Annotated in this window: 16 protein-coding genes; 8 read left to right on the top strand and 8 right to left on the bottom strand. The window is 68.9% G+C overall.

Annotated elements, in window-relative coordinates:
- Positions 1-54: 54 nt before the first annotated feature.
- A complete protein-coding gene (locus tag ACWDZ6_RS21015; RefSeq protein WP_366733759.1) occupies positions 55-1,302 on the bottom strand; it encodes an NYN domain-containing protein in 1,248 nt (415 codons plus the stop codon).
- A 241-nt stretch (positions 1,303-1,543) separates the two neighbouring features.
- Between ACWDZ6_RS21015 and ACWDZ6_RS21010 the strand changes: the two genes are divergently transcribed.
- Entirely contained in the window at positions 1,544-1,726 is a 183-nt protein-coding gene (locus ACWDZ6_RS21010) for a hypothetical protein (protein ID WP_451504053.1), read from the top strand.
- A 105-nt stretch (positions 1,727-1,831) separates the two neighbouring features.
- Here ACWDZ6_RS21010 and dnaE read toward each other — a convergent pair whose 3' ends face one another.
- Positions 1,832-5,371, bottom strand: a complete 3,540-nt coding sequence (gene dnaE / locus ACWDZ6_RS21005) for a DNA polymerase III subunit alpha (RefSeq protein WP_326649324.1) — start codon at positions 5,369-5,371, stop codon at positions 1,832-1,834.
- 196 nt (positions 5,372-5,567) lie between these two features.
- Between dnaE and ACWDZ6_RS21000 the strand changes: the two genes are divergently transcribed.
- The 5 genes from ACWDZ6_RS21000 to ACWDZ6_RS20980 all read left to right on the top strand — a co-directional run bounded on the left by ACWDZ6_RS21000 (position 5,568) and on the right by ACWDZ6_RS20980 (position 11,796).
- Complete coding sequence (locus ACWDZ6_RS21000) at positions 5,568-6,902, top strand: DUF2252 domain-containing protein (protein ID WP_451504052.1); 1,335 nt, start codon at positions 5,568-5,570, stop codon at positions 6,900-6,902.
- A gap of 110 nt (positions 6,903-7,012) precedes the next feature.
- Positions 7,013-7,699: a hypothetical protein gene (locus tag ACWDZ6_RS20995; RefSeq protein ID WP_451504063.1), complete on the top strand. Its 687-nt coding sequence runs from the start codon at positions 7,013-7,015 to the stop codon at positions 7,697-7,699.
- A 57-nt stretch (positions 7,700-7,756) separates the two neighbouring features.
- Positions 7,757-8,578, top strand: a complete 822-nt coding sequence (locus ACWDZ6_RS20990) for a thioredoxin domain-containing protein (RefSeq protein WP_451504051.1) — start codon at positions 7,757-7,759, stop codon at positions 8,576-8,578.
- A 266-nt stretch (positions 8,579-8,844) separates the two neighbouring features.
- Positions 8,845-10,497, top strand: coding sequence for an alkaline phosphatase D family protein (locus ACWDZ6_RS20985; protein WP_451504050.1), 1,653 nt, complete (start codon positions 8,845-8,847; stop codon positions 10,495-10,497).
- Positions 10,498-10,845: 348 nt separating this feature from the next.
- Positions 10,846-11,796, top strand: coding sequence for a zinc metalloprotease (locus tag ACWDZ6_RS20980; protein WP_451504049.1), 951 nt, complete (start codon positions 10,846-10,848; stop codon positions 11,794-11,796).
- A 61-nt stretch (positions 11,797-11,857) separates the two neighbouring features.
- Here the strand turns inward: ACWDZ6_RS20980 and ACWDZ6_RS20975 are convergent, their stop codons facing one another.
- Entirely contained in the window at positions 11,858-12,436 is a 579-nt protein-coding gene (locus ACWDZ6_RS20975; RefSeq protein WP_451504048.1) for a dienelactone hydrolase family protein, read from the bottom strand.
- 60 nt (positions 12,437-12,496) lie between these two features.
- On the opposite strand from ACWDZ6_RS20975, the gene ACWDZ6_RS20970 reads away from it, so the two are divergent.
- The gene (locus ACWDZ6_RS20970) at positions 12,497-13,663 is read left to right on the top strand and encodes a mechanosensitive ion channel family protein (RefSeq protein WP_366733766.1); all 1,167 of its coding nucleotides are present in this window, start codon (positions 12,497-12,499) and stop codon (positions 13,661-13,663) included.
- A 91-nt stretch (positions 13,664-13,754) separates the two neighbouring features.
- Here ACWDZ6_RS20970 and ACWDZ6_RS20965 read toward each other — a convergent pair whose 3' ends face one another.
- The 5 genes from ACWDZ6_RS20965 to ACWDZ6_RS20945 all read right to left on the bottom strand — a co-directional run bounded on the left by ACWDZ6_RS20965 (position 13,755) and on the right by ACWDZ6_RS20945 (position 18,726).
- A complete protein-coding gene (locus ACWDZ6_RS20965; protein WP_451504047.1) occupies positions 13,755-15,341 on the bottom strand; it encodes a Na+/H+ antiporter in 1,587 nt (528 codons plus the stop codon).
- Between the two features lie 262 nt (positions 15,342-15,603).
- Positions 15,604-16,077 (bottom strand): GNAT family N-acetyltransferase, encoded by a 474-nt coding sequence (locus ACWDZ6_RS20960; protein WP_451504046.1) that lies wholly within the window; start codon positions 16,075-16,077, stop codon positions 15,604-15,606.
- Positions 16,074-17,015, bottom strand: a complete 942-nt coding sequence (locus ACWDZ6_RS20955) for an RluA family pseudouridine synthase (RefSeq protein WP_366733769.1) — start codon at positions 17,013-17,015, stop codon at positions 16,074-16,076. The genes ACWDZ6_RS20960 and ACWDZ6_RS20955 overlap by 4 nt, the downstream gene beginning before the upstream one ends.
- Before the next feature lie 17 nt (positions 17,016-17,032).
- Positions 17,033-17,599, bottom strand: a complete 567-nt coding sequence (lspA, locus tag ACWDZ6_RS20950; RefSeq protein ID WP_451504045.1) for a signal peptidase II — start codon at positions 17,597-17,599, stop codon at positions 17,033-17,035.
- A 74-nt stretch (positions 17,600-17,673) separates the two neighbouring features.
- Entirely contained in the window at positions 17,674-18,726 is a 1,053-nt protein-coding gene (locus ACWDZ6_RS20945) for a TraR/DksA family transcriptional regulator (RefSeq protein ID WP_451504044.1), read from the bottom strand.
- Between the two features lie 569 nt (positions 18,727-19,295).
- Between ACWDZ6_RS20945 and ileS the strand changes: the two genes are divergently transcribed.
- Positions 19,296-22,433: an isoleucine--tRNA ligase gene (ileS, locus tag ACWDZ6_RS20940; RefSeq protein WP_451504043.1), complete on the top strand. Its 3,138-nt coding sequence runs from the start codon at positions 19,296-19,298 to the stop codon at positions 22,431-22,433.
- The last annotated feature ends 460 nt before the right edge of the window (positions 22,434-22,893 follow it).

Here is a 22,893-nt window from a genome sequence, read left to right as displayed (position 1 = left end):
GTCCGGCCGCCCGGAACGTCCTCGGGCCCCGGCTACTGCCGTGCCGTCGCGGCGCTACTCACCGGCCGGCGCGTGCTCGGCGGCCGCCCGTACGTCGATCTCGCGCCAGAATCCCGCCCGGATCGCATAGCGGTCGTGCTCGTCGATCTGGTCGTCCTTGTGCGCCAGCAGCCCGAAGCGGGCCGCGTACCGCAGCAGTTCACCGTCGATGCGGTGCGGGATCCGCGGGTACATGGTGGACAGCTTCTGCACATGGCTGGACTCCGGCAGCCGTTCCATCCAGCGCCGGGCGAACACCTGGCCGACCTCGAAGGGGTCGCCGCCGACCGTGGTGATGTCCTCCTCCCGGTCGGCCCAGCGCTGCTCGGCGCTGGTGAGCTGGGCCAGCGTCGGCAGCGACGCGGTCTCCGCCGGTTCGCCCAGCGCCCCGCCGTTGCCGCCGGGGCGCTCGACCCAGCCCTTGTCGGAGGACCAGCGCAGAGTGGCGCTCGTCGGCTGCGGTCCGGTGAGCGGGCCGGGCGCGCGCAGGCTCGCCAGGTCCTTGGGGGTGGGGACGCCCTTGGCGGAGGCGGGGACCGGGACGGACTCGACGCCGTTCTCGGAGGTCGCGGGCTGCGATCCGTTGTGTACGGCCTCGGCTGCCCGCTCCTGCGAAGCGGCGAGCGCCGACTCGGGCAGCGGCGCGGAGAGGATCGCCGCGATCTCGGGGCGGGGCACGGGCGGCGGCGCGCAGATGCCGGTGAGCTCCTTGGGCCGCACGGCCCTGGTGATCCACACCCGGTCGAGCACCCGCCGCTCGTCGGCCTCGGCGACCAGGTCCTCGGACTGGTTGTAGTCGCCGTCGGCGGCCTGCACCGCCCAGAGATGCACGGCCACGCCGTGCTCCTTGGCGGACATCAGCCCGGGGAGCAGGTCTCCGTCGCCGGTCACCAGCACAACGTCCGAGCAAGCGCGATTTCTGGCCAGCTCGGTGAGCTCGGCGTGCATGGCCGCGTCCACGCCCTTCTGCGCCCAGCGGCCGTCGCTGCGGGTCAGTGCGCCGAGCCTGACCGTCACCCGCGGCATGACGCGCAGCCGCCGGTGCTCCGGCTGCGGTACGCGGTCGGGGGCGCCGTCGAACCAGTAGATACGCAACAGCGGTCGCTGGGTATCGGCTTCGGCGAGGTCGCGCAGGCCCTGGATGAGGGCGGCGTGGTCGACGGTGATCCGGGAACGCGCCGGTTCTCCGGCAAGAAGGCTCGCGGCAGCGCCCAGTAGATATCCGGCGTCCACCAGGACAACGCAGCGGTCCACGCGTTCCACCCTCTTTCGGGAACTTCGGGATCGGGGAAGGTTCCGGATCGGGGATTGTTCCGGGTTTCCTTCGAGTCTGCCCGACCACGGGAGGGTTAACGGCCGGAACTCGATCATCGGCGTGGCGGAACGCGGCACATGGCGCGACATGGGCCCTTTACCCACCGCAATGATCCAAAATGCGGCAGTTCTGCCGGTATGTGAGTCTGACAGCGGCCCTGGCCCCGAGAAATCCCACAGGAGGCACACCATGGCCAAGAACAAGAACCGCAAGCAGAGCAGCCAGCAGCAGGACCGTTCCTCCGCCGCCGAGCACCGTGGCGAGCAGGCCAAGTCCACCGCCTACGAGTCCCATGCGCAGCCTCAGTCGCAGGCCCAGGGAAGCCCGGCGGATGTTGCCCGTAAACACCAGCGGCGCTTCGGCCACAACTGATCGCGCAGCAAAGCCGCAAGGGGCGCGCCCGTGACGACGGGCGCGCCCCTTGCGCGTGTATGTGCCTTCGCGTGCGCCCTCTGCGCGTGTGCCTCTGTACCCGAACTAGCCGGCCAGGCAGGACGGGCCGAGCAGCACCTTCAGATCGCCGAAGAGAGCCGGGTCCGGCTGGACCCGGTGCCGGTCGAGCCGGAGCACCGTGGTCTTGCGGGGGCCCTGCAGCTTGATCCTCACCTCGGTGTTGCCCCTGTGATGGCTGAGGATCTCACCGAGCCTGCTGATCATCGGCGGGGTGACCTTCACCGTCGGAATCGTGACGACCACCGGGGCGTTGGTCCCTGCCGAGGAGATGTCGGGGACCTGCATTTCCATGGCGACGAGGCGCGGGATGTCCTCGCGCTTGTCGAGCCGTCCCTTGACGAACACCACGGTGTCCTCGACGAGCTGGGTCGACACCAGTTGGTACGTCGCCGGGAAGAACATGCACTCGATGGAGCCGGCCAGGTCCTCGACGGTCGCGATCGCCCAGGCGTTGCCCTGCTTCGTCATCTTCCGCTGCAGGCCGGAGATGATGCCACCGATGGTGACGACCGCACCGTCCGCATGCTCACCGCCGGTGAGCTGGGAGATCGCGGCATCCGTCTTGTCGCTCAGGACATGCTCGATACCGAAGAGCGGATGGTCGGAGACATAGAGACCGAGCATCTCGCGCTCCTGCGCGAGCAGATACGACTTGTCCCACTCGATGTCGGAGAACTCGACGTCGAGGCCGAAGCCCGGCTCGCTGCTGTCCTCCTCGCCCATCCCGCCGAAGAGGTCGAACTGGCCCTCGGCCTCCTTGCGCTTGACCGCGACCACGTTGTCGATCATCGGTTCGTGGTGCGCGACCAGGCCCTTGCGGGTGTGGCCCATCTCGTCGAAGGCCCCGGCCTTGATGAGCGATTCGACTGTTCGCTTGTTGCACACGACCGCCTCGACCTTGTCGAGGAAGTCCGGGAAGGTCGCGTACTTCCCCTTCGACTTACGGCAGCGGATGATCGAGTCGACGACGTTCGTGCCGACGTTCCGGACGGCGGAGAGACCGAAGAGGATCACATCGTCGCCCTGGGCCGCGAAGTTGGACTGCGACTCGTTCACATTGGGCGGCAGCACCTTGATGCCCATGCGGCGGCACTCGTTCAGATAGACCGCGGACTTGTCCTTGTCGTCCTTGACCGAGGTGAGCAGCGCGGCCATGTACTCGGCCGGGTAGTTGGCCTTGAGATATGCGGTCCAGTAGGTTACCAGCCCGTACGCGGAGGAGTGCGCCTTGTTGAAGGCGTACCCGGCGAAGGGGACGAGCACGTCCCACAGGGCCTGGATGGCCTGGTCACTGAAGCCGTTCTTCTTGGCGCCGGCCTGGAAGAGGACGAAGTTCTTCGCCAGCTCGTCGGCCTTCTTCTTGCCCATCACGCGGCGCAGGATGTCGGCTTCGCCGAGCGAGTACCCCGCGATGATCTGGGCGGCCTTCTGTACCTGCTCCTGATAGACGATCAGGCCGTAGGTGAGGCCGAGGACCTCCTTGAGCGGCTCCTCCAGCTCCGGGTGGATCGGCGTGATCTCCTGCTGCCCGTTCTTGCGCAGCGCGTAGTTCGTGTGGGAGTTCATGCCCATCGGGCCCGGACGGTACAGGGCCGAAACGGCGGAAATGTCCTCGAAGTTGTCGGGCTTCATCAGCCGCAGCAGCGAACGCATCGGGCCGCCGTCGAACTGGAAGACGCCGAGCGTGTCACCGCGACAGAGCAGTTCGTACGTCGTGGGGTCGTCCAGCGGGAGAGCGAGCAGGTCGAGCTCGACACCCTTGTTCGCCTTCACCATCTTGACGGCGTCGTCCATGATGGTCAGGTTCCGCAGGCCCAGGAAGTCCATCTTCAGCAGGCCGAGCGACTCACAGCTCGGGTAGTCCCACTGCGTGATGGTCACGCCGTCGGTGTGCCTGACCCAGACCGGGACGTGGTCGGTGATCGTCTCGCTGGACATGATCACGCCGGCCGCGTGCACACCCATCTGCCGGACCAGGCCCTCGACGCCCTTGGCGGTGTCGATGACCTTCTTCACGTCCGGCTCGTTCTCGTACATCCCGCGGATCTCGCCGGCCTCGCTGAAGCGCGGGTGCTTCGGGTCGGTGATGCCGTTGAGGTCGATGCCCTTGCCGAGGACGTCGGCGGGCATCGCCTTGGTGAGCCTGTCGCCCATCGCGTACGGGTAGCCGAGCACCCGCGCGGAGTCCTTGATGGCGTTCTTGGCCTTGATCTTGCCGTACGTACCGATCATGGCGACCTTGTCGGCGCCGTACTTCTCGGTGACGTACCTGATCACCTCACCGCGCCGACGCTCGTCGAAGTCGATGTCGACATCGGGCATGGAGATGCGCTCGGGGTTGAGGAAGCGCTCGAAGATCAGGCCGTGCTCGATCGGGTCGAGGTCGGTGATGCCCATGGCGTACGCGACGATCGAGCCGGCCGCGGAGCCCCGGCCCGGGCCCACCGCGATGCCGTTGTTCTTGGCCCACATGATGAAATCGGCGACCACGAGGAAGTACCCCGGGAAGCCCATGTCGATGATGATGCCCATCTCGTACTCGACCTGCTTGAGCCGGTCGTCCGGGATGCCGCCGGGGTAGCGCCGGGCCATGCCGCGCATGGTCTCCTCGCGGAACCAGGTCACCTCGGTGTAGCCCTCGGGCACCTCGAACTTCGGCATCAGGTTGCGCTCTTCGAACCAGCCCTCGGTGTCGATCTGCTGCGCGACCAGGAGGGTGTTGGCGCAGCCTTCCTGCCAGGCCTCCGAGGAGTCCACGGCGTACATCTCGTCCGTGGACTTGAGGTAGTAGCCGGTGCCGTCGAAGCGGAAGCGGTCCGGGTCCGAGAGGTTCTTGCCGGTCTGGATGCAGAGCAGGGCATCGTGCGCGCCGGCCTCGTGCGCGTAGGTGTAGTGCGAGTCGTTGGTGACGATCGGCGGGATGCCGAGCTTCTTGCCGATCTCCAGGAGGCCGTCGCGGACCCGGCGCTCGATCTCGATGCCGTGGTCCATCAGCTCCAGGAAGTACTTGTCCTTGCCGAAGATGTCCTGGTACTCGGATGCCGCCTTGAGCGCCTCGTCGAACTGGCCGAGGCGCAGCCGCGTCTGGAGCTCGCCCGACGGGCAGCCGGTGGAGGCGATGAGCCCCTCCGACCACTGGGCGATGGTCTCCTTGTCCATCCGCGGCCACTTCTGCAGCCAGCCCTCGGCGTACGCGTCGGAGGAGAGCCGGAAGAGGTTGTGCAGACCCGTCCTGTTGGCCGCCCAGATCGTCTTGTGGGTGTAGCCACCGGAACCGGAGACGTCGTCCCGCTTCTGGTGCGGCTGACCCCACTGGATCTTCCGCTTGTTCCGCCGGGACTCGGGGGCGACGTACGCCTCGATGCCGATGATCGGCGTGACCCCCGCCTTCTTGGCCTGATGGAAGAAGTCGTACGCGCCGTGGAGGTTGCCATGGTCGGTCATGGCGATGTGCGACATGCCCATCTCGTTGCAGGCGTCGAACATGTCCTTGAGCCGCGCGGCACCGTCCAGCAGGGAGTACTGGGTGTGGACGTGAAGGTGCGTAAAAGGCGGCTTGGTCACGGCGGAGTGCCTCCGGAGAACGGTGGACGACAGGCTGCGGACAGTCTGGGGGGACAGCCTGGAAGTCTACGTCTCCGCACTGACAGTGGGCGGGCACTCCCGGGTACCGTCGTCCGTTGAAGGGGCGGAACTGCCCTCCCCCTCGCCACCGCTGGGGGGACCCCCATGTTCGTCATGCACCAGGAGGCACCCAGCGATGTCGGTACCGCGACCCGCCGAGGTCACAGCTGAAGAGCGCGGTGAGCAGATTCTCACCGTTTTCGACACCGCGTTCGGCGAGCTTCTGGCCGCCGACCCGGCCGCGTTCCGGGTCAAGTTCCGGAAGATGGCCGCCTCGGCCTTCGCCTTCTACCGCGGCACCGCCTGCCTGTTCTACAACGACCTGGAGCAGGAACAGCACGGCGGACCGTTCCTCGACGACCGCACCGGCCGGGTGTGGATCCACGGCGACCTGCACGCCGAGAACTTCGGCACGTACATGGACGCCAACGGCCGGCTGATCTTCAACGTCAATGACTTCGACGAGGCGTACGTCGGCCCCTTCACCTGGGATCTGAAGCGGCTTTCCGCCTCGCTGGCGCTGGTCGGCTACACCAAGGCGCTCAGCGACGAGCAGATCACCGAGCTGGTGAGGATCTACGCCGCCGCCTACCGCGAGCGCATCCACGCCCTGGCGACCGGTGCCAAGAACGACGAGGTGCCGCCCTTCACGCTGGACACCGCCGAGGGCCCGCTGCTCGAGGTGCTGCGCGACGCCCGCTCGCTCACCCGATTCTCGCTGCTGGACTCGATGACCGAGATCCGTGACTTCGAGCGGCGTTTCGCGCCCGGCGGCGGCTCCATCGAGCTGGACGCGGCCACCCGCTACAAGGTGCTCGCCGCCTTCGACGGCTATCTGGAGACCCTTCCCGAGTCCAGCCTGACCAGGCCCGACTCGTACCGGGTCAAGGACGTCGTGGGGCGGCGTGGCATCGGCATCGGCTCGGCGGGCCTGCCCTCGTACAACATCCTGCTCGAGGGCAACAGCGACGCCCTCGAGAACGACGTCGTGATCTATATGAAGCAGGCACAGACCCCGGCGGTCTCCCGGCACATCACCGACGCCACCGTGCGTGAGTACTTCCAGCACGAGGGTCACCGCACGGTGATCTCGCAGCGCGCGCTCCAGGACCATGCCGACCCGTGGCTGGGCTGGACCGAGCTGGACGGCTCGGGCCAGCTGGTGGCCGAGGTCTCCCCGTACGCGGTGGATCTGGACTGGTCGGACATCGACGACCTGGAGGAGATCGCGGCGGTCGTCGCCGACCTCGGCCGGGCGACGGCCACGATGCACGGCGCGGCGGACGAGGAGAGCGGTCACTCGCTGGTGCCGTTCTCCACGGAGCGGGCCATCGACGCGGCGATCGCGGCCGACGAGGACGGCTTCGGCGAGCTGCTGGTGGAGTTCGCGCACGGTTACGGCGCGCGGGCGCGGGCGGACCACCAGATCTTCGTGGACCTCTTCCGTAACGGAAGGATTCCGGGTCTCTAGGACCGGCCGGATCCCGACGGGGTTCGGGCCCGGTCCCTGCCCCGTCCAGGCGGGGCGCGGGCCGGGTCCTTAGGGGGCGTTTACACGGACGCATGGGACACTCCCCGGTGATGGACATGGGCGAGACGCGGCTCAGGGGGCTGCGGGCAGCGATCTTCACGGCACTGGTCGTGACGCTGTCCGCCGCTTCCCATGTGTTGCTGTCGCGGGTCCCGCTGCAGCTGACGACCGTCGCCGGACTCGCGGCCGGGGTCTTCGCCGTCGCCTACTCGCTGTGCGGCCGGGAGCGTGGCTTCTGGCGGATCGCGGGCCTGCTCGTACCACTGGAGCTGGCCGCCGACACCGTCTTCACCACCGGCCAGGACGTCTGTTACGGCCCAGGCGGCGGACCGGTCGCCGGTTCGCTGCGCGCGGTCGGCTTCGACGTGCTGTGCGGCGGCAGCGTCGGCACGGCACTGCCAGGGGTGGGCGTACCCGAGCGGGGCGCGGCCGCGCTGCTGCACTCCACGGACCCGGCGCTGCCCTGGCTGCTGCTCGCCGCACATGTGTCGGTCGGGCTGCTCGCCGCCGCCTGGCTGCGGCGCGGGGAGTCGGCGCTGGCCGGACTGGCGCGGGCGGTCGGCGCGTTCGCGTTCCGGCCGCTGCGGCTCGCGGTCGTCGCGGTGGGCGCGGCACACCGTTCCGCACGCCGCGGAGCGCGCCCCGCGCCCCGCCGGCCCCGTACCTCCGGCACCCGTCTGCTGGTGCACTCCGTCGGACGGCGGGGACCACCCCGCTCGGCCGCAGTTCTCGGCTGAGCCCGCAGTCCCCCTTTTCCGTATCTGCTGATACGACATCACACGGAGTGAATGAGCATGAGTGCACGCAACAGCCAGGCCAACAAGGCGGCGGCCCGCGAGCGGCTGCGCCAGGAGCGTGAGCGCCAGGCGAAGAAGGACAGGACCCGCCGGCAGCTGATCGTCATCGGCTCGACGGTCCTGGTCCTCGCGATCGCGGGTGGCGCCGGTTACGCGATCATGCAGGCCAACAAGCCGACCCACTGGGAGTCGGCGAAGGCCGAGAAGAACGTCACCGCGCCGAAGAACACCACGGGTGAGAACGGGACGACCGTCGTCATCGGCAAGCCGACCGCGAAGAAGACCCTGGAGCTGTACGAGGACTCGCGCTGCCCGGTCTGCGCGAGCTTCGAACAGTCGGTGGGCGCGACGGTGAAGAAGGATGTCGACGCCGGCAAGTACAAGATCAAGTACATCGGTGCCACGTTCATCGACGGCGCGAAGTCCATCAACGGCCAGGGCTCGAAGAACGCCCTGAGCGCGCTGGGCGCGGCGCTGAATGTGAGCCCGGAGGCGTTCGCCGAGTACAAGACCGCCCTGTACTCGGCGAAGTTCCACCCGAAGGAGACGGACGACAAGTTCTCCAAGGACTCGTACCTGCTCGAGATCGCGGACACCGTGCCTGCGCTGAAGGGCAACAGCGAGTTCAAGAAGAACGTGGAGGACGGGACCTTCGACGCGTGGGCGATGAAGATGACGGACGCGTTCAACAAGAGCGGGGTCACGGGCACGCCGACGCTGAAGATGGACGGCAAGCCGGTCACGGCGGAGGGCAGCAAGAACCCGCCCATGACGGTCGAACAGTTCAACGCGGCGATGTCCAAGGCCCTGAAGGCCTGACCGCGCGGTTGGGCGTGGGGGCGTCGTCCCCACGCCCAACCTCCCCCAGGGGGCTGCGAATCGCCCCCGCTTCAGGGAGGGGCGCTGCGGGGGACACCTCGTTCACCCTGTTCAGCCTGTTCACCCCCTTCACCCTGTTCCGCCCGGTTACCGCCACGCCTCCACCCGACCCCTGGGCAACGCCGCGGTAGACCGTTCGCCATCGCCCGGCGAACTTTCCCCGTTCGCTCACCCATTCGTCCTACCGATCAGTAGTCTGATCGGCCGTGACCAGTCGATTTTCCTCAACTCCCAGCCGCCGCACGGTCGTCAAGGCCGCCGCCGCCACCGCTGTCATCGCCGCTCCCGCCCTCGCGGCCGCCTCCTCCGCCAACGCCGCCTCCACCGACGAGGCCCCGGCCTTCCTGCACGGCATAGCCTCCGGCGATCCGCTGCCCGACGGCGTGCTGCTGTGGACACGCATCACGCCCACCCCCGAAGCCGTGCCCGGCTCGGGCAAGGGCCCGGACACCGCTGTGGGTTGGGAGGTCGCAGAGGACAAGGGTTTCACCCGCGTCGTCGCCCGCGGCACCACCACGTCGAAGGCGGCCTCCGACCACACCGTCAAGGTGGACGTAAGGGGTCTGCGCCAGGCGACCGCGTATTACTTCCGCTTCGCCTCGGGTACCGCCCTCTCCCCCGTCGGCCGTACCCGCACCGCCCCGGCCACCGACGCCGCGACACCCGGTGTCCGTTTCGGTGTGGTCTCCTGCGCCAACTGGGAGTCCGGTTACTTCTCCGCGTACCGGCATCTGGCTGCCCGTGCCGACCTCGACGCGATCCTCCATCTCGGTGACTACATCTACGAGTACGCCACCGGCGGCTACCCGGAGCCGAAGTACGTCGTACGGCAGCACTCGCCGAAGAACGAGATCATCACGCTCGCCGACTACCGCACCCGCCACGCCACATACAAGACGGACACCGACCTGCAGGCACTGCACGCCGCGCATCCCGTGATCGCGATCTGGGACGACCACGAGTTCGCGAACGACGCCTGGTCGGGCGGCGCGGAGAACCACACCCCGGGCACCGAGGGCGACTGGGCGGCCCGCGCCGCCGCAGCCCGCCAGGCCTACTTCGAGTGGATGCCCGTACGCGCCTCCACCGAGGGCACCGTCTACCGTCGGCTGCGCTTCGGCAAGCTCGCCGATCTGCATCTGCTCGACCTGCGGTCCTTCCGCTCGCAGCAGACGACGATCGGCAACGGCAGCGTGGACGACCCGGAGCGTTCGATCACCGGCCGCGCCCAGCTGGACTGGCTGAAGTCCGGTCTGGCCGGATCCGACGCGGCGTGGAAGCTGGTCGGCACCTCGGTGATGATCTCGCCCGTCGCCTTCGGCTCCGTACCGGCCCATCTGCTGGGCCCGATAGCCGAGTTGCTCGGCCTGCCCAAGGAAGGCCTCGCGATCAATGTCGACCAGTGGGACGGCTACACGGACGACCGCAAGGAGCTGCTCTCGCATCTGACGCAGCGCGGCATCGAGAACACCGTTTTCCTCACCGGCGACATCCACATGGCCTGGGCGAACGACGTCCCGGTCAAGGCCGCGACGTATCCCCTCTCGCAGTCCGCCGCGACCGAGTTCGTGGTGACGTCGGTGACCTCCGACAACCTGGACGACATCCTCCATGTCGCGCCGGGCACGGTCTCGTTGGTGGCCTCCGCGGCCGTCAAGGCGGCCAACCGCCATGTGAAGTGGCTGGACATGGACTCGCACGGCTACGGCGTACTCGACGTCACCGCCGAGCGCTCGCAGATGGACTACTACGTCCTGTCCGACAAGACGAAGCAGGACGCGACCTCGAAGTGGGCTCGCTCCTACCGGACGCTCAGTGGAACGCAGAAGGTCGAGCGGGTGAATCAGCCGGTGCGCTGACGGCGAATTCCAGCCACTCCGCGATGTGTTAACCAGTGATCACATCGCCACGACGGGTGGTGTGTTCCGTGGCCTGAATGCGGACACACCACCCGTCACTGTGTCCCCATGTGTTACGTGGGGATCTCAACCTCCGGAGGGCGCACAGGCGTTTATCCCTGTTGTCCTCAGTTCTACGCGAGTTGATTGGGCCTGATCGCCTCTCATCAGGCCATGTCATGCACCCGTAATCTCCCCGCGGTGGCCAGAAAAAGGCCACTTCCCCAACCCCCCACGCGAGGAGACACTGTGCTTACTCTTGCCCGAATATCGCCACGTTTGCGCAACCGCGCACTCGGTACGGCAATCATGGCCGGAACCCTGGCCCTCTCACCGCTCTCCGCCCCCACGGGCGTCGCCGCGGCCAAGGCACCCGCCGCCAAGGTGTCCAAGGTCTCCGACGAGTGCGCCGAGGACACCGGCACGAGCGCCGCCGCCCGCAAGGCCCGCCCCGTCGGCAACGCCCAGGCCCACGAGCCCAACGAGGTCACCGCCGCCAAGGCCAAGGCCATGGACGCGGATCTGAAGAAGAGAGTCGAGGCGGCCCGGGCCGACGGCCGCAGACTCTCGGTCGCCGCCGCGACCACCATCCCCGTCTACTTCCACGTCATCCACAGCGGTTCGACCGGCAAGCTCACCGCCACCGACATCTCCCGGCAGATCTCGGTCCTCAACGCGGCGTACGCCGGCCAGGGCACCGGCAACGCCAACTCGAGCTTCCAGTTCTCGCTGGCCGGCACGGACTACACGGACAACGCCACCTGGTACAACGGCATCCAGCCAGGCTCCTCCGCCGAGACGGCGATGAAGTCGCAGCTGCGCAAGGGAGGCGTCGGCGCCCTCAACTTCTACACCGCCAGCCTCGGCGGCGGCCTGCTCGGCTGGGCCACCTTCCCTTCCTCGTATTCCTCCGACCCGTCCGACGACGGTGTGGTGGTCCTCGACACCTCGCTGCCGGGCGGCTCCGCGACCAACTACAACGAGGGCGACACCGCCACCCACGAGGTCGGCCACTGGATGGGGCTCTACCACACCTTCCAGGGCGGCTGCTCCGGCAGCGGCGACTACGTCTCGGACACCCCGGCCGAGAAGACCGCCGCGACGGCATGCCCGACCGGCCGTGACAGCTGCGCCAACAAGACCGGTGTGGACCCGATCCACAACTTCATGGACTACACCTACGACCCGTGCATGTACCAGTTCACCGCGGGCCAGGTGCAGCGGATGAAGGACAGCTGGACCGCCTACCGGGCGGGCTGACCGAAGGCTGCCCGCCGCACCCGCGGCGGGCAGCCGTTCCCCACCTCACCGGGCAGTACACCTAATCCTCCTGGAGCGTCTCCAGGAAGCCGAGCGCGATCCGCCAGGTCAGCTCGGCCGACTCCTCGTCGTAGTCCGGCAGACCGGGGTCGGTGAACAGATGCCCGGCACCCGGGTAGCGGTAGATCTCCACATCCGCGCCCGCCCGCTGCATCTGCAGATACCAGGCACTCAGCCAGTCGTGCGGCTCGAACGGGTCGGGGTCGGCGACATGCAGCTGTACGGGCAGCTCGTCCACGCTCGCACCCTCCGCGATGTCGGACGTGCCGTGCATGAGCAGCAGCCCGCGGGCCTTGTCGTCGCCCAGCGCGAGGTTCTGCGCGATCGAGCCACCGAGGGAGAACCCCGCGTACACCAGTCCCTCGTCCGAGTAGGGCGCGGCCGCCAGGATCGCGCGGCGCAGCAGCTCCTCCTGGCCGATCTTCTCCTTGAGCTCCCTGCCCGCTTCGACGGTCTCGGCGGTTTGCCCTTCGAAGAGGTCGGGCACGCGAACCTGGTGCCCGGCTGCGCGCAGCCGCTCGGCTGCCGCGTGCACCGCCGGACGCACACCGTAGACCGAATGAAAAAGCATGATGTTCATTCGGCCATCGTGCCAGTTGGTGTCCGAGTCAAACGGAGTCAAAGGAAGTCAAAGGGAGTCATGGAGAACGCACTGCGCCCGCTGACCGTGATCGGTGGTTCGGTCGTGCTCACCCTGCTGCTCGGCTGGGTCGTCGACCTGCTGCTGCGCCGGGCGGACGACCGCCACCCCGAGACCCCCTTGTGGGGGCTCCTGCGCCGCTGCCGGCTGCCCCTCCAGGTCGTCCTGCTCACCGCCCTGCTGAGAGGGTCCTACCGCGAGACGAAGTGGCGGCTCATCGAGAAGCAGGAGGCCGGCATCGGGCACATCCTGTCGCTGGTGCTGATCAGCGCCGGAGCCTGGCTGGTGGTACGCATCGTCTCCGCCGCCGTGGAGTCCACCTACGCCCGTTACGCGTCCTCGACCCGCGATCCGGCCCGGGTACGCCGGGTACGTACGCAGGTCACGCTGATCATGCGGATCGTCATCGCGGTCGTCGTGGTCGTGGCGGTCGCCGCGATGCTGCTGACCTTCCCCGGCATGGAGAAGGTCGGCGCCTCGATGCTGGCCTCCGCGGGCATCATCGGCATCGTCGCCGGTGTCGCCGCGCAGTCCACGCTCGGCAATCTCTTCGCCGGCTTCCAGATCGCCTTCGGCGACATGGTGCGGATCGGGGACACGGTGGTGGTGGACGGCGAGTGGGGTGTCATCGAGGAGGTCACGCTGACGTTCCTGGCGGTACGGACCTGGGACGAGCGGCGTATCACCATGCCGGTGTCGTACTTCACCAGCAAGCCCTTCGAGAACTGGTCACGCGGCGGGGCGCAGATGACCGGAACGGTCTTCTTCCATCTGGACCACTCGGCGCCGGTGGCCCTGATGCGCGAGAAGCTGCGGGACATCCTGCGGGAGTGCGCGGCGTGGGACGGCCGGGACTGGAGCCTGGCGGTCACGGACACCACGCCGAGCACGATGCAGGTACGGGCGGTGGTCACGGCCAAGGACGCCGACGACATCTGGACGGCCCGGTGTGCCGTACGGGAGCAGATCATCGCGTGGCTCAGCGAGAAGCATCCGTACGCGCTGCCGCGGATAGCGACATCGCCGGGTGTGCTGCCGCCGGGTGTGCTGCCGCCGAACGGATCGTGGTTGGCCCGCCCGGAGCCCGCACCGGTCGTGGAGCTGGGCCCCGAGGGGAGCGACGGAGACCACGGCGGAGAAACGCAGCCGCGGACGGGCCGGGGCTGACGCCCGGTCGCCGCATTGCGTCCCGCCGCACCCACCCGTCACCGCAGGCCGCGTACGTCGAGGTGCCGCAGTGCGTCCGCCGCACCCACGGTCATCGCAAGCTGCGTACGTCGAGGTGCCGCAGGACCCGGTCCACCACCTCCGGGTCCGCGCCCGGTTCGTTGCGCGCCGAGAGCACCTCGTGGCGCGCCGCCGACAGCATCTCCCGCTGGATCCGCTGCACCGTCCTGAGGCGCTCCACCCGTTTCGCGAACCACTCGCGCCGCTCGTCGTCGACGATGTCCGGGCTGATCCTCGCCCCCATGTCGTACGCCGTGCGCAGCAAACGTTCGCTGATGTCCTCGGGCAGGTCCTCCACCGCCTCGATCTCCCTGAGCCGGTGTTTCGCCGCCTTCGCCGCGCGAATCGCGAGGTTCCGTTCCAGCTCGCCCTCCGCGTCCGCGTCCGCCCGCACACCGAGTCGCCGGACCAGCCACGGCAGGGTGAGGCCCTGGAGCACAAGCGTCGCCAGGATGACTGCGAACGCGATGAAGATGATCTCGTCCCGGGCCGGAAAAGGCGCGCCGCTCTCCGTCTTCAGCGGGATGGCGAGCGCCAGCGCGACCGACGCCACGCCCCGCATCCCCGACCACCACATGATGACGGTCTCCCGCCAGCTCACGGGGATCTCCTCGTCGTAGTCCCGCAGCTTGTGCAGGCGCTTGGCGAGCCACGTCGCGGGCATCAGCCACAGCAGCCGTACGACCACGACAACCCCGATGATCGCGGCGCTCCAGCCCAGAATCTGCACCTCGCGCCCGTCCGCCGTGCCGAAGACGTTGTGCAGTTCGAGGCCGATGAGACCGAACGCGACCCCGGTGACCAGCATGTCGACGATCTGCCAGAACGTGGTACCGGCCAGCCGCCCCATCACATCGTCCGCGTCGGCGGTGTGCTCGGCGAGGAAGAGCGCGGTGGTCAGGACGGCGAGCACGCCGGACCCCTTCAGCTCCTCCGCCAGCACATAGCTGACGAACGGCACCATCAGCGACAGGCCGATCTGCAGTGTCGCGTCACCGAGCATGCCCATCAGCTTGTTGGAGAGCCAGCCGAGCCCGAGCCCGACCGCGACGGCCACCACGGCCGACAGCACCAAGTCCCCCGCCGCGTCCGGCCAGGAGAACGTTCCGCTCACCGCCGCCGCGATCGCCACGTGGTAGAGCACGATCGCCGTGACGTCATTGAACAGCCCCTCCCCCTCCAGGATGGAGATCAGCCGCCGCGGCAGCCCGAGCGACCCCGCGACCGCGGTCGCCGCGACCGGGTCGGGCGGCGCCACCAGCGCGCCGAGCGCGAACGCCGCGGCGATCGGCAACCCGGGCACGATCGCGTGGGCGACGGCCGCCACCGCCGCCATCGTGACGAACACCAGCGCGACCGCGAGCAGCAGGATCGGCCGGATGTTGGCCGTGAACTGCCGCCAGGAGGTGCGCTGTACGGCCGCGTACAGCAGAGGAGGCAGCAACAGCGGCAGGATGAACTCCGGCGGCAGTTCGACATTCGGCACGAAGGGCAGGAACGCCAGGACGATCCCGCCGACCGTCATCAGCACCGGCGCGGGCAGCCGGAGCCGCTCCCCCAGCGGCACTGTCACCACGGCCCCGAGCAACAGCAGGAACAGCAGCGCCAATTGATCCATGGTGCGCCCTCCGGCGGTTCGAAACCTCAACGATCAAGACTTCAAGCCTGCCACGCACATGGCCCCAACCACCTCAACGGCCGTGATCACCGCACCAGGCGCGCATGCGGAGGGCCGGGGATGTCTCCGCGACGGGAGACTGGACGAGGCGGGTCCTGTCGGCCTGATGGGGCCGGGCGCGCTGGGCGGCGCGCTGTGGGAGCTTCCCCTCATGGCGCGAGGCCGCCGCGCTCCGGGTCGGGGGTACGACCCCCGGCCTCGGCTACAACGCCCGGCGCATTGCCCGATGCCCGATCCCCGCGTCCAGGAACTCCGCCCCGTACGCCACGTAACCGAGCCGCTCGTAGAACCCCACCGCCTGCGTCTGCGCATGGAGATCCACCGCCGCCAGCCCGCGCTCCCGCGCCGCCTTCTCGATGCCCCGCACCAGCGCCACGCCCACGCCGAGTCCCCGCGCCGCCTTGTTCACCGCGAGCCGGCCCAGCGAGCCCACCGCATCGTCACCGCCGGTCTTTCCCGCCGCCTCCGGGCCGTGGAGCAGGCGACCGGTACCCAGCGGGACCCCGTCCGCGCCGACCGCGAGGACATGCACCGTGGCCGCGTCCTCCGCGTCGAACGCGTCGTACTCGATCTCCGCCGGCACCCCCTGCTCGACGACGAAGACCTCCTTCCGGACCGCGAAACACGCCTCACGGTCGGCCGGGCCGACCGCCTCACGCACCGCGAAAACGCTCACTCGCTCTCCGCAGTGATCTTGTCCAGAGCCTCCTGCAGATCGTCGGGGTACGTGCTCCCGAACTCGACCCACTGCCCGTCCGACGGGTGCTCGAAGCCGAGCCGCACCGCGTGCAGCCACTGCCTGCTCAGCCCCAGCCGCTTCGCCAGCGTCGGGTCGGCGCCGTAGGTCAGATCGCCCACACACGGGTGCTTGTGCGCCGCCATGTGCACTCGGATCTGGTGCGTACGCCCCGTCTCCAGCTTGATGTCCAGCAGCGACGCCGCCCGGTACGCCTCGATCAGGTCGTAGTGCGTCACCGAAGGCTTGCCCTCCGCCGTGACCGCCCACTTGTAGTCGTGGGTCGGGTGCCGGCCGATCGGCGCGTCGATCGTCCCGCTCATCGGGTCCGGGTGCCCCTGCACCAGCGCGTGGTACCGCTTGTCCACGACCCGGTCCCGGAACTGCGCCTTCAACAGGGTGTACGCCCGCTCCGACTTGGCGACGACCATCAGGCCGGACGTGCCGACGTCCAGCCGGTGCACGATCCCCTGCCGCTCAGCCGCGCCCGACGTCGAGATCCGGTACCCGGCCGCCGCGAGACCACCGATCACCGTCGTCCCGGTCCAGCCCGGACTCGGATGCGCGGCCACGCCCACCGGCTTCATGATCACGACGATGTCGTCGTCGTCGTGCACGATCTCCATGCCCTCGACCGGCTCGGCCACGATCTGTACCGGGGCCGGCGCCTGAGGCATCTCCACCTCGAGCCACGCGCCGCCGTGCACACGCTCGGACTTTCCGACGGCCGAACCGTCGACCTGCACCTTCCCGGCAGCTGCCAGTTCGGCCGCCTTCGTGCGGGAGAACCCGAACATCCGGGAGATGGCGGCGTCGACGCGCTCGCCCTCGAGGCCGTCGGGTACGGGCAGGGTGCGGATCTCGGGAACTGTACTCACCCGACGAGTATGCCTTGTCAGTCCTTGTGGACTGTCCCGTCGGGGTCCAGCCCCTTGAAGGACAGGATCACAATCAGGAAGCCGCCGCAGACGATCGCGGAGTCGGCGAGGTTGAATACCGCGAAGTGCGCGGGCGCGATGAAGTCGACGACCGCCCCCTCGAAGACGCCCGGCGCACGGAAAATGCGGTCAGTGAGATTGCCGAGCGCACCGCCGAGCAGCAACCCGAGGGCGATCGCCCAGGGCAGGCTGTAGAGCTTGCGCGCCAGCCTGGCGATCACGATGATCACCGTCGCCGCGATACAGGTGAAGATCACGGTGAAGGCCTCGCCCATGCCGAAGGCCGCGCCGGGGTTCCGGACCGCCTCGAACTTCAGCAGATCGCCGATGATCTCGATCGGCTCGTGGTGCTCCAGCTTGGCCACCACGAGCATCTTGCTGACGAGGTCGATCAGGTAGGCCACGACCGCCACGCCGAACAGCACAGCGATCTTGCGGCTGCCCCTGGGCTGCTCGGCGAGCGCCGCAGCCTCGTCGGCTCCCGCTGGATTCGACGTACCGATGGTGCGCTCCGCCTCTGCCACGTGAGTCCCTCAACCTAGGTGCCCTGACTGAGCACGAGGGTACGGCACACACGTACGGAGTCTCAGCCCCGCGGTCAGCCCCGGCGTTCCTGCTTCTGCTTGTCCTCCACGCAGAGTGTGGCGCGTGGGAACGCCTGCATACGGGCCTTTCCGATCGGTTTGCCACAGATCTCGCAGAGCCCGTACGTCCCCGCGTCGAGCCGTAGCAACGCCCGCTCGGTCTGCTCCAGCATCTCCCGGGCGTTGGCGGCGAGCGACATCTCGTGCTCGCGCGTGATGTTCTTGGTCCCGGTGTCCGCGTCGTCGTCGCCGGCACCGTCCCCGGAGTCCCGCATCAGCCCGGCCAGCGCCGCCTCGGAGGAGGTGAGCTCACTGTTCAGCCGGATGACCTCGCCCTCCAGCTCGGCGCGCGCCCCGGCGACCTCTTCCGGGGTCCACGGGTCCTCACCGGGCCGTACGGCGAGCTCCTCCGGCGGTGTCGCGGCCGCTGTAGGGGCCATGGACAACGCTGTCGTGCTCTTGCCGGCAGCTGCTGCCGTACCCGCGGTCTTCTTCGCTCCCACCGTTCTGGCTCCTGTCTGCTTGGCGGCCTTCGCCGCCCCCTTGGCCGCAGGTGCGGCCTTCTTGGCGGCCTTCTTGGCTGTCGCCCCAGCGGGCGCCGCCTTGCCGGCCGCGGCTTTCTTCGCAGGTGCCTTCTTCAACGGTGCCACCTGAGGCACCGATGCGGCCGTCTCCTGCACGGCCGTCGCCTTCTTCCCGGTCGTCTTCTTGGAGGTGGACTTCTTGGAGTTCGTCTTCTTCGAGGTGGTCTTCTTGGCGGATGCTTTCCGGGCCGCGGCTTTCTTCTCGGTCGTCGTCTTCGCCGGCCTCGTCTTCTGAGCAGGCGCCTCCTTCGCGGGTGCCTTACCCGCCGACGCCTTCTTCGTCACCGCTCTCTCCGCCGCCACGGTCTTCTTCGCGGCCACAGTCTTCTTCGCGGCCACGGTCTTCTTCACAGCCGCCTTGCCGGTACCTGCAACGGCCTTCTTCGCGACGGCGTTCTTCTTCCCGTTCGTGTCCTTGGCCGCCGCCTCAGCGGCGGTGGATCTTGCGGACGCCGAGTTCTCGGCAGTCTTCTTCGCCACCATGGCCGCGGCCCCTTCACATACTGTGATATCGCTCGCGAATCGTGCTGGGACGATAAATCGGCCCCAGCCCCGCGGCAAACGGGGCACGCCGCCGGTCCGCCCCGCCTCGGCCGGGGCAAGACGAACCTGCATCCGTTGTGCCCAGCTCCCCGCCCGGTAATCCGCCGGCCGGGCGGAGCCGGAGCTCGCCGGAGGAGGTGTGGCCATTCGGGTCAACCGCCCGGCCCGCGGGCGAGCCGGGGACGGCCCGGTGAAATGCGGTCGGCCCCCCGCCGTACGGGCCCGTACACTGGGCGCAGCGAAAGGCGTGGATGGGGACGAGTAGCTTCGTACGCAGCCATGAGCGACCCGGGGACGGTGAGAGCCCGGGGGCGAGCACGAGGTGAAGCATCACCCCTGAGCCGTCGGAAGAAAGCCCGCAGCACGACCGTGGGCGACTAGACCCGGCATCGCGACCCCAATGAGGGGGCTCACCGGCACGGTCGGCGGGCCAAGGAGGGTGGTACCGCGGGAGCACGCGCTCTCGTCCCTCCGACGGAACAGACATTGTCCGTTGGAGGAGCTCGCCGATGACGCCACCCCAGTACAACCAGGTGCCCGCCCAGGTCGACCTGCCCGCGCTCGAGCACGCCGTGCTCGACTTCTGGCGCGAGAGCAAGATCTTCGCCAAGAGCCTCGAGCAGTCCGAGGGCCGTCCCGAGTGGGTGTTCTACGAGGGCCCGCCGACCGCCAACGGCATGCCCGGTGCGCACCACATCGAGGCCCGGGTCTTCAAGGACGTCTTCCCTCGCTTCCGCACCATGCGCGGCTATCACGTCGCCCGCAAGGCCGGCTGGGACTGCCATGGTCTGCCGGTCGAGCTCGCCGTCGAGAAGGAGCTCGGCTTCTCCGGCAAGAAGGACATCGAGGCGTACGGCATCGCGGAGTTCAACGCCAGGTGCCGTGAGTCGGTGACCCGGCATACGGACGCGTTCGCCGAGCTGACGACCCGCATGGGTTACTGGACCGATCTCGACGACGCGTACCGCACCATGGACCCGTCGTACATCGAGTCGGTCTGGTGGTCGCTGAAGGAGATCTTCAACAAGGGCCTGCTGGTCCAGGACCACCGCGTCGCCCCCTGGTGCCCGCGCTGCGGCACCGGCCTCTCGGACCATGAGCTGGCGCAGGGGTACGAGACGGTCGTCGACCCGTCCGTCTTCGTGCGCTTCCCGCTGACTTCCGGCCCGCTGGCCGGCGAAGCGGCCCTCCTCGTGTGGACGACGACTCCCTGGACCCTGGTCTCCAACACCGCCGTCGCCGCGCACCCCGAGGTCACGTACGTCGTCGCGACGGACGGCGAGGAGAAGCTCGTCGTCGCGCAGCCGCTGCTCGAGAAGGCGCTGGGCGAGGAATGGGTGACCACCGGGCAGTCCTTCACGGGCGCCGAGATGGAGCGCTGGACGTACGACCGTCCCTTCGGCCTCGTCGAGTTCCCTTCACCGGCGCATTACGTCGTCAACGCCGAGTATGTGACGACCGAGGACGGTACGGGTCTGGTTCACCAGTCCCCCGCCTTCGGTGAGGACGACCTCAAGGTCTGCCGCGCGTACGGCCTGCCGGTGGTCAACCCGGTCCGCCCCGACGGCACCTTCGAGGAGGACGTCCCGCTGGTCGGCGGCGTCTTCTTCAAGAAGGCCGACGAGACCCTCGTGGACGACCTGCAGACCCGCGGGCTGCTCTTCAGGCACGTCCCGTACGAGCACAGCTACCCGCACTGCTGGCGCTGCCACACCGCGCTGCTCTACTACGCGCAGCCGTCCTGGTACATCCGCACCACGGCCATCAAGGTCCGGCTGCTCGAGGAGAACGAGAACACCAACTGGATCCCGGACTCGGTCAAGCAGGGCCGGTACGGCGACTGGCTGAACAACAACATCGACTGGGCGCTGTCGCGGAACCGCTACTGGGGTACGCCGCTGCCGATCTGGCGCTGCGAGGAGAACCACCTCACCTGCGTCGGCTCGCGCGCCGAGCTGACCGAGCTGACCGGCACGGACCAGTCGGCGCTGGACCCGCACCGTCCGTTCATCGACGATGTCACGTTCCCGTGCCCGACCTGCCGGCAGACCGCGACGCGCGTCCCCGAGGTCATCGACGCCTGGTACGACTCGGGCTCCATGCCGTTCGCGCAGTGGGGCTATCCGTACAAGAACAAGGAGCTCTTCGAGAAGCGCTACCCGGCGCAGTTCATCTCGGAGGCCATCGACCAGACGCGTGGCTGGTTCTACACGCTGATGGCCGTGGGCACGCTGGTCTTCGACAAGTCCTCGTACGAGAACGTGGTGTGCCTGGGCCACATCCTCGCCGAGGACGGCCGCAAGATGTCCAAGCACCTGGGGAACATCCTTCAGCCGATCCCGCTGATGGACCAGCACGGCGCGGACGCTGTCCGCTGGTTCATGGCGGCCGGCGGCTCCCCGTGGGCCGCCCGCCGGGTCGGCCACGGCACGATCCAGGAAGTGGTCCGCAAGACCCTTCTGACGTACTGGAACACGGTGGCCTTCCAGGCGCTGTACGCCCGTACGTCCAACTGGGCGCCGTCCGCGGCGGATCCGGCACCGGCGGAGCGCACGGTCCTGGACCGCTGGCTGCTGAGCGAGCTCAACGCGCTGGTGGATCAGGTCACTTCCTCCCTGGAGTCCTACGACACCCAGCGCGCCGGCAAGCTGCTGTCGGCATTCGTCGACGATCTGTCCAACTGGTACGTACGCCGGTCTCGCCGCCGCTTCTGGCAGGGCGACAAGGCGGCGCTGCGCACCCTGCACGACGTGGTCGAGACGGTGACCCGCCTCATGGCCCCGCTCACCCCTTTCATCACGGAACGGGTCTGGCAGGACCTGATCGTCCCGGTCACGCCGGACGCCCCTGAGTCGGTCCACCTCTCGACCTGGCCCGAGGCCGACCTCGGCGCCATCGACCCGACCCTGTCCTCCCGGATGTCGCTGGTCCGCCGCCTGGTGGAACTGGGCCGAGCGACGCGTGCGGAGTCGGGTGTGAAGACCCGCCAGCCGCTCTCCCGCGCGCTGGTGGCGGCGGCGGGCTTCGAGTCCCTCTCGCCCGAGCTGCACGCCCAGATCACGGAAGAGCTGAACGTCTCGTCCCTGGCCTCCCTCTCCGAGGTCGGCGGCTCCCTGGTCGACACGACGGCCAAGGCGAACTTCCGTGCGCTGGGCAAGCGGTTCGGCAAGGGCGTCCAGGCGGTGGCGAAGGCGGTCGCCGAGGCGGACGCCGCGGCGCTGTCGCTGGCCCTGCGCGAGGGCACGGCGTCGGTCGAGGCCGACGGCCGTACGGTGTCCCTCTCCCCGGAGGAGGTCATCATCACGGAGACCCCGCGCGAGGGCTGGTCGGTGGCCTCGGACTCGGGCGCGACGGTCGCGCTGGACCTGGAGATCACTCCGGAGCTGCGTCTCGCGGGCCTGGCCCGTGACGCGATCCGGCTGATCCAGGAGGCCCGCAAGAACAGCGGCCTGGACGTCGCGGACCGTATCTCGGTGAGCTGGTCCGCAACGGACCCGTCCACCACCCGGGCCCTGACAGAGCATGCCGGCTTGATCGCGGACGAGGTGCTGGCGACGACGTTCACCACGAACCCGGCGGACGACACCTACGGGGCCCCGTTCACGGACGAGGGCCTGTCCCTGACGTTCCGCCTCCGCAAGGCCTGACTCCGGCCGCCTGCGGCGGGCTTGCCCCCACCCCGCCCCTTCCCGAACCGGGGGCAAGCCCCGGACGCCGCAGGCCCTTCGGGCGTTGTCCTCAGTCGCCGGACGGGCTCACCTGTCCGCCGAACCGGCAGACTCAAGCCCCCGCCGGCGACTGAGGCGGGGGCCCGGGGGCGGGGGCCCGGGGGCGGAGCCCCTACACCAGCCCCGGCGACGATCGAGGCACGAGTCCGGGGGGCGGAGCCCCAGCACCAGCCCCGCCGGCCATCGAGCCGCCGGGATCCGGGAGCCGAGCCCCGAAAGCCAGTCACGGCGACGATCGAGCCGCCGGGACCCGGGGGCCGAGCCACCGGACGGGCGGGTGCGGGCGTCGTACGCAAAAGGGCCGGGGCCGGGGCCTGCGTGCCGGGGCCGGGCCGGCTCCCGGCGGGCGGGGGGCCGCGATAGGCGCGCTAGAGCGGGA

Source organism: Streptomyces sp. NPDC002926, from assembly GCF_053591755.1.
The sequence above is the reverse complement of the archived record's forward strand: the minus strand, read 5'-3'. Positions and strand labels throughout refer to the sequence as shown.

Coding starts and splice junctions, on each gene's coding strand:
- ACWDZ6_RS21010 (WP_451504053.1), top strand. CDS start 1,544: ATGGCCAAGAACAAGAACCGCAAGCAGAGCAGCCAGCAGCAGGACCGT.
- ACWDZ6_RS20975 (WP_451504048.1), bottom strand. CDS start 12,436: ATGAACATCATGCTTTTTCATTCGGTCTACGGTGTGCGTCCGGCGGTG.
- ACWDZ6_RS20990 (WP_451504051.1), top strand. CDS start 7,757: ATGAGTGCACGCAACAGCCAGGCCAACAAGGCGGCGGCCCGCGAGCGG.
- ileS (WP_451504043.1), top strand. CDS start 19,296: ATGACGCCACCCCAGTACAACCAGGTGCCCGCCCAGGTCGACCTGCCC.
- ACWDZ6_RS20980 (WP_451504049.1), top strand. CDS start 10,846: ATGGCCGGAACCCTGGCCCTCTCACCGCTCTCCGCCCCCACGGGCGTC.
- ACWDZ6_RS21000 (WP_451504052.1), top strand. CDS start 5,568: ATGTCGGTACCGCGACCCGCCGAGGTCACAGCTGAAGAGCGCGGTGAG.
- ACWDZ6_RS20970 (WP_366733766.1), top strand. CDS start 12,497: ATGGAGAACGCACTGCGCCCGCTGACCGTGATCGGTGGTTCGGTCGTG.
- ACWDZ6_RS20995 (WP_451504063.1), top strand. CDS start 7,013: ATGGACATGGGCGAGACGCGGCTCAGGGGGCTGCGGGCAGCGATCTTC.
- ACWDZ6_RS20945 (WP_451504044.1), bottom strand. CDS start 18,726: ATGGTGGCGAAGAAGACTGCCGAGAACTCGGCGTCCGCAAGATCCACC.
- ACWDZ6_RS20965 (WP_451504047.1), bottom strand. CDS start 15,341: ATGGATCAATTGGCGCTGCTGTTCCTGCTGTTGCTCGGGGCCGTGGTG.